This is a genomic window from Streptomyces sp. NPDC048496, assembly GCF_043200055.1.
GTDB lineage: Bacteria > Actinomycetota > Actinomycetes > Streptomycetales > Streptomycetaceae > Streptomyces.
Genome location: NZ_JBICXB010000104.1, coordinates 1 through 6,089 on the forward strand (window position 1 = coordinate 1; position 6,089 = coordinate 6,089).

Here is a 6,089-nt window from a genome sequence, read left to right on the forward strand (position 1 = left end):
GGTGGGGGTGGTGGGTGATGGTTGTTCAGGGTGGTGGTGGGGGTGTGGTGGGTGGGGGTGGGGTGCTGCCGGGTGGGTGAGGGGGTGGGGGTATGTCGCTCGGAAGGGCTAGTCGTGTGCCAGGGGGGCTTGTTGTGTTGGTGTTTGATGGTTCGTCAGGTTGTGGTGGGGGGTGTGGGGGGTGGGGTTTTTACACCCGGTCGGCCCTGTGATGTGACGCCGTGGATCCGTCCGATATGACAGGTAATGGTGCTGTAAGTACGTTCGTTTCAGGTCGGCTGCCCAGCCGGCGTCTCTGAGACAGGAAGAAGTGACATGACCACGCGTACTGTCGCTGTGACCGCTGCCGTAGTTGGCGCAGCGGTTCTGGCTACTACTGGCATTACGTATGCCTCGGCTGCCGGCTCGGCTCCGGCTGCTGCGTCCGTTCAGCAGGCCGCTCCGCTGAGTGGTGACGGCGGGAACGGCAACGGCAACGGCAACGGCAACGGCAACGGGAACGGCAACGGGAACGGGAACGGGAACGGAAGCGGGAAGGGGAACGGCAACGGGAACGGGAACGGGAACGGGTTCGGGAACGGGAACGGGAACGGGTTCGGGAACGGGAACGGGTTCGGGAACGGCGGTGGCGGCAAGGGGAACGAGGGAGGCGGCTACGGCGGTAACGAGCGTGGCGGTAACGAGCGTGGCGGTAACGAGCGTGGTGGCAAAGAGCGCCGTGGTCACCGGGAGGAGGGCCGGATCTTCATCAATGAGCGGTCGTACTCCGCTCGTGGGGAGGATGGCTGCATCACGGTGGTGAGCGGTCTGGGTGCCAAGAGCTTCAACGTCCGTAACGACAGCCGCCGGACCGTTGAGTTCTTCCAGGGGGCGACCTGTGACAACGGTTCCCCGGTCGCGACGGTCGGTCCCTGGAGCACCAGCAACGGTGTCTTCACCCGTAAGCACATCCGTGGCGGCGTGATGGTCCGCAACGGTGTCGTGGGCAGCTTCCGGGTGGTCCGGGACCACTACGGCAGGTTCGGCGAGGGCGGCGGGTTCGGCGAGGGCGGCGGGTTCGACGAGGGCGACAGCTACTGACCCAGCCGCTTGCGTCACAGGGAAACCCCGGCCCGTCGGAATCGGGCCGGGGTTTCCGGTATGCGAGGCGCCCGTTCGGGGCGGTGGTACGTGTGCGCGGCGGGTACCTGGTGCCCTGTACATCGGCCTCCATATTAGGTGTTCGCTGCTGTCCCGTGTGCCGTGGTTGGCGGGCTCGGACGGCTGATGCCCTGTGATCCGGCCCCCCCCGGGGGGGATTGCTGGTGGGGTGTGGGGCTGCGTGGCCGGCACGACTGTTGCCGAGTGGGCCCTGCTGGAGCCCCGCCTGCCGGTTTCGGCCTGCCGGACCAAGACCGGCGGACCACCCGGAAGAATGGCCGCGGCGGGACATCGTCGACGGCATCCGCTACATCGTCGACAACGGCGTGAAATGTCGGGTCCTGCCTGCGGACTTCCCCCGCGGGAGACGGTTTACGGCTTTTTCTGGAGAGGGGAACCGGGCCGGAGTGGTCACCTGCATCCGCGACCGAATCCGCTGCCGGATCCGTACCGGCAAGGGCCGCTGCCTCACCCGGTGACGCTGATCGTCGACTCCCGGTCAGTCAAGACCGCCTCCACCGTCGGCCGGATCAGCCGCGGCTACGACGCCGCGAAAAAGATCAACGGCCGATATCTTGAGCCAACGCGATGGGGAGCGCCTTGACCTGTGCCGATGCGATGTGGCATTGGCCTCGACGCGGTCGTGCCGGAGCATTGTTTCCGTCGGGGGGTCTGCCTCTCGGCGTGTCGCCGCGTGAGTCTCCTCGGCGGCTGATGACCAGCCCAGGCACCTGCGCCCGAGTGCGTGTTCAGTACTGTCGCGTGGCCCGGGTGAGGGTCCTGTGTCCGGCGAATCGAGTGAATCCATGAGTGACGACGTCCTGTCGATCATCCCGACCGATCCGCACTGGCAGCCCGACCGGGCTGCGGCTGACTGTGTCGCCGCGATCGTGGCGGACCTGACTTTTGGTGATGACGATGTGGGCGTCGACGTCACCTGGCACGACACGCTCACCGTCGTCGACTGCGGTGAGAACCTGGAGAGGATCGGCTGTCCGCACTGCGCCGCGTCGATCGGCCTCGCATGGTGGGCCGACCTCCTCGAAGGTCACTGCGAAGACGGCTTCGCGACCCTCGCGGTGCAGGTGCCTTGCTGCGCGGCCGAGTCGTCGCTCGACGCCTTGCAATACGGCTGGCCGTGTGGGTTCGCCCGCTTCGAGATCGCCATCTGGAATCCGGAACGCGCCTGGTTCACCGGCGAGGAGTTGACCACCCTCGCCGGCGTGCTCGGGCACCCGGTCCGGCAGGTCAGGGCTCACCTGTGTCGCTCGGCCAACGTCGCTCTCTCCACCCTTGTCTGCCCTGGATGCGAGGATCACGGCATGGTGCTTTGCGACTACTTCTCGGCCGGCGACGACGACGCGGCCGTCCGTGTGCTCGACCGGCCCGGCGGGCCGGACACTTCCGCCTTCGAGGTGGTGTCGCTGAAAGGGGTCGATCCGGTAGTTGTGATGGCTCGCCTCGAAGCGATCCTGACCGGGTGCACCTATGACGAGGCGTGCCGGCGCCCCCGCTCCGGGCAGCTGTTGTCGTCCCCGGACGACGAGGGGGCCTTCATCGTCACTGTGTCGGACACCCTGCAGGAGGCGTTGGGCTCGGCCACGCATGATTTTTTGGTTGAAGCCAGCGGTCCCTGGTCCGAGACCGGTGAACTTCGGCAGTACGCAATCACCTCCGAGGCCGCGCTCGAAGTACTCATCCATCTCTCGGGTTTGGCCAGTCGAGCACGATCGTCGGGCCTGCGCTTGTTCTGCTGGTGGGCCCTTTGAGTATCGGGCGCGAAGCGATCGGCTCAGCACCGGCCAACCGCTCATGAGGATGCCGCCGCTCCGGTCACGCGATGACGCGGACGTCAGCCCTGCGGCGTTCACTCGACGCGAGGGCCAGCGCCTGCATGGGCTCGCGGTTCTCCGCCTCCAGCTGCCGGTTGTGCTCGGTAGCGTCTTCCAGCCGCCGAAGCAGGGATGCCTCGGCAGCGGGCGGTGCCGGGCTCGTAGGCGCTCGATCTCGACTCGGAGATCCGGTTGGTTGGAGAGCCAGGACCGGGAGACCTTGGCTTCGCGGGCGACGGTCTCGAAGGTGATTACGGCTCCGGTGGCGTCCATCCGCCGCAGGGCTGTTGCCGTGCGGCGGCGGGTTACCGAGGATCGCTGCCGGGCCGCGGCGACGGTCAGGTGGGAGTTGTCAGCTCGCATCGGCAGCCTCCTCGTGTCCTTCCTGGCCGTCCTCCAGCTCGCGGATCATCCCATCAAGGTTTTGTCGGCGGCCTGTTGGTTCATCTCGGCGACGCGGGCATGCCCGCAGCTCTTCGCGTTGTCGATCAGCGTCAGGGTGCGGGTGCGCTGCTCGCGGAGCTCGGGCAGGAACTCGGGCCGGTGAGGAAGACCGGGCGGGTCAGACAGGCGTTGGCATGCGGGCAGGTCTTCTGGGCGGGCAGCCCGCAGTAGCCGTTCGGCAGGGTCTGGGTGGCGATGCTGTAGCGGGTCTTGGCTCACTGGGCCTGGCCGAGGTGCCCGTCGGGATCGAGGGTCACGCGCGCGCCTTTGATGTTGACCTTGGTTGCCTGCTCCCAGTGCCGCCGCACCGTCTGGTCGGTGATCTTGGCGTAGTGCGAGGTCATCCGGTGCGAGTCGTGGTCCAGGAGGACTCGGGCGACCTCCTGGGGGAAAGGCCTGGCGGGGCTGTGGACGCGGCGCTGATCGTGCGGCAGGTGGATAGGTGGCTGGCGCGTTCCGGCCTGATCCGCGAGGGCGTGGAAGCGACGTGCCGACAGTGCCTCACCCGACGACCGCGCGGACGCACCCTCTCCGTCTTGCGCGGCACCCGGTCACTGCGGCGGATCCTGTGCGAGGGTGTCGCCGAGTTGGGTCCTGGCGTCGATGCCGAGCTTGGGGAAGATCGTGTGCAGGTGGCAGCCGATGGTCCGGGGGAGAGGTAGAGCCGCCGTGATGGTTCAGCGAAGGGGGCTTGTGCTGCTCTGTGCGGGTTATTTAAACGACAATATGCGTGCCGGTGTTGGTTGGTGTGTGGTGGGGGTGTCACTGTTCACGGACTTCCCTGCGATCGTGAGAGTGTCATGAAATTGTTTCCCAGGATTTTCGGTCTGTCGAGGGATCCGGCTGACGTGGTTGTGTTGCGGCGGCTTGAGGAATGTGTCGAGGGTGCCGGTTACTGGGCGAGGAGGATGCCGTGGGAAGCGGCCCGTCTGGTGCGTAGGGTTCGTGTGTATACCCTGGGCGCGGCGGTGTTGTGTCTTGTCACGGGCCTTGTGGCGTGGCCGGTTGTCGGTGGTTCGTCGCGGCTGACTGCGCAGGTGGTTGTTTCGGTGCTGTCGGGTCTTGCCGCGTTGGTGATTGTCGCGCCTCATGCCACCGGTCTGTGTGATCGCGGTGATGAGTCGATCCGGTTGTGCAGTACGTATGGTGCGGTGTATCGGGAGCTTTTGGAGGTACGGGGGCGGCTCGCTGCGGGATCTTTGGATGATCCCTCTCATGTGGCTGACGTCATCCGCCGGTTCGAGCGTATTCAAGAACGCAGGGATGCGTTGGCGCTTGTGGCCGGGGAGGGTCATCCGGGGGGTGCGTTTGGTGTCGGGGCGGTCGGGGGCGGGGGGCGAGGGGGGCGTGCCGGCCTGGGCGGACTGCGGGAGATCGCGGGGCCGTTGCTGCCGTCGGCGAGGGTGCGCCCGCAGGGTGGCGGGACGGCGGGTGGTGATGACGAGGCCGTTCTTGCCGCGCTCGTCTGTGTGTTGACGAGCGGGGGTGAGCCGCGGCGGGTGCCGCGGTATTCCAGGGTTTCGTCGTCCATGGTGTACCGCTTGTTCCGGGGCTGGTTCCGGGCCGGGGCCCGGGTGGTGCCTTCGCCGGGCGGCGTTGGACGTATCCGCGGGCTGGGGCCTGCTGGTTCGTTGACGAACCGTCCCCGGCTCGGTGCGGGTACGAGCCGCGGGGGCGGTGATTGTGCGGGTCTTGGCCCCGCGGGCGGTGACGGGCCGGGTTCCGCGGTGCGGCTGGTGCGCGACACTGCCGGTGTGCCCCTGGTCCTTGGCGTTTCAACGGGCGGCACCCAGGACGCCAGGACCTGAAGCCGGCCGGCCCCCTTTGCCCGGGGCGCGCCCCGGACCGTGGGGGTTCGCTGCGGGCAAGGGGGCTGTGTGCTGCACGCCGGCATTCTCAATTGTGTTGGTTGTGAGGCTGGTTGGCCGCATGTCACGGGGGGTTCGGGCATGTGCTGGTGGGGGTGTGTCAGGTGTGCGGCCGGGCCGGGCCGGGTTTGTGGTGGCCGGGTGCGTGATGGTGTTTTTCGTGAATCCGGTTCCGGCCGGAGTTCCGTCAGGGCCGTCGTCGGGTGGGGTGGGGGTTCCGGTGACCTGCGTCCGGCCTGCCTGATCAGCTGGTCAGGGAGGGTTGACGGGGTTTGAGGTTCGCTCGTTCGGCCGTTGCCTGCTCGGCGTAGTACTTCTCCTCGAACTCGATGGGGCTGAGGTAGCCGAGCTTCTTCTGGATGCGGCGGCTGTTGTAGAAGCCGTCGATGTACTCGAACAGCGCCAGGTTCGCCTCAGCCCTCGTGGCGAAGACGCGGCCGCGCACGCACTCGGTCTTGATCAGCATCCACAGGTTCTCCGCGAGAGCGTCGTCGTACGAGTCGCCGACTGAACCCATGGACGCCTCGATTCCCGCTCGCAACAGGCGAGTTGTGAGCTTGATGGACGTGTATTGACAGCCGTGGTCGGCGTGATGGATGAGCTGGCCGGGCTCGACCTCGCGGGACGCGAGTGCGTACTCGAGCGAGGACAGGACCAGGTCGGCATCCGCGCGGGCGGACGTCTCCCAGGCCACCACCCGCCGCGAGAGCGCATCGCGGATCGCGGACAGCCACAGCGGTCCCTCGCCGGTCGGGATCATCGTCGGGTCGGTGACCCACAGCCGGTTCGGACCCTCGGCGGTGAA

General features: G+C 67.3%; 4 protein-coding genes and 2 pseudogenes. 4 read left to right on the forward strand and 2 right to left on the reverse strand.

Annotated elements, in window-relative coordinates; genetic code table 11:
• Positions 1–315 precede the first annotated feature (315 nt).
• The 4 genes and pseudogenes from ACGFSA_RS34555 (at position 316) to ACGFSA_RS34570 (ending at position 2,909) form a co-directional block, all read left to right on the forward strand.
• On the forward strand, positions 316–1,080 hold the full coding sequence (locus tag ACGFSA_RS34555; RefSeq protein WP_393310056.1) for a hypothetical protein: 765 nt from the start codon (positions 316–318) through the stop codon (positions 1,078–1,080).
• A gap of 229 nt (positions 1,081–1,309) precedes the next feature.
• A pseudogene (locus ACGFSA_RS34560) lies at positions 1,310–1,509 on the forward strand (transposase); the annotation flags it as partial.
• Between the two features lie 62 nt (positions 1,510–1,571).
• A pseudogene (locus ACGFSA_RS34565) lies at positions 1,572–1,711 on the forward strand (IS5/IS1182 family transposase); the annotation flags it as partial.
• Positions 1,712–1,946: 235 nt separating this feature from the next.
• Entirely contained in the window at positions 1,947–2,909 is a 963-nt protein-coding gene (locus ACGFSA_RS34570; protein WP_393310058.1) for a hypothetical protein, read from the forward strand.
• Between the two features lie 722 nt (positions 2,910–3,631).
• Here ACGFSA_RS34570 and ACGFSA_RS34575 read toward each other — a convergent pair.
• Both ACGFSA_RS34575 and ACGFSA_RS34580 read right to left on the reverse strand, forming a co-directional pair.
• Positions 3,632–3,760, reverse strand: a complete 129-nt coding sequence (locus ACGFSA_RS34575; RefSeq protein WP_393310060.1) for a hypothetical protein — start codon at positions 3,758–3,760, stop codon at positions 3,632–3,634.
• A 1,768-nt stretch (positions 3,761–5,528) separates the two neighbouring features.
• On the reverse strand, positions 5,529–6,089 hold a 561-nt coding region (locus ACGFSA_RS34580), incomplete at its 5' end, for an IS3 family transposase (RefSeq protein WP_393310062.1).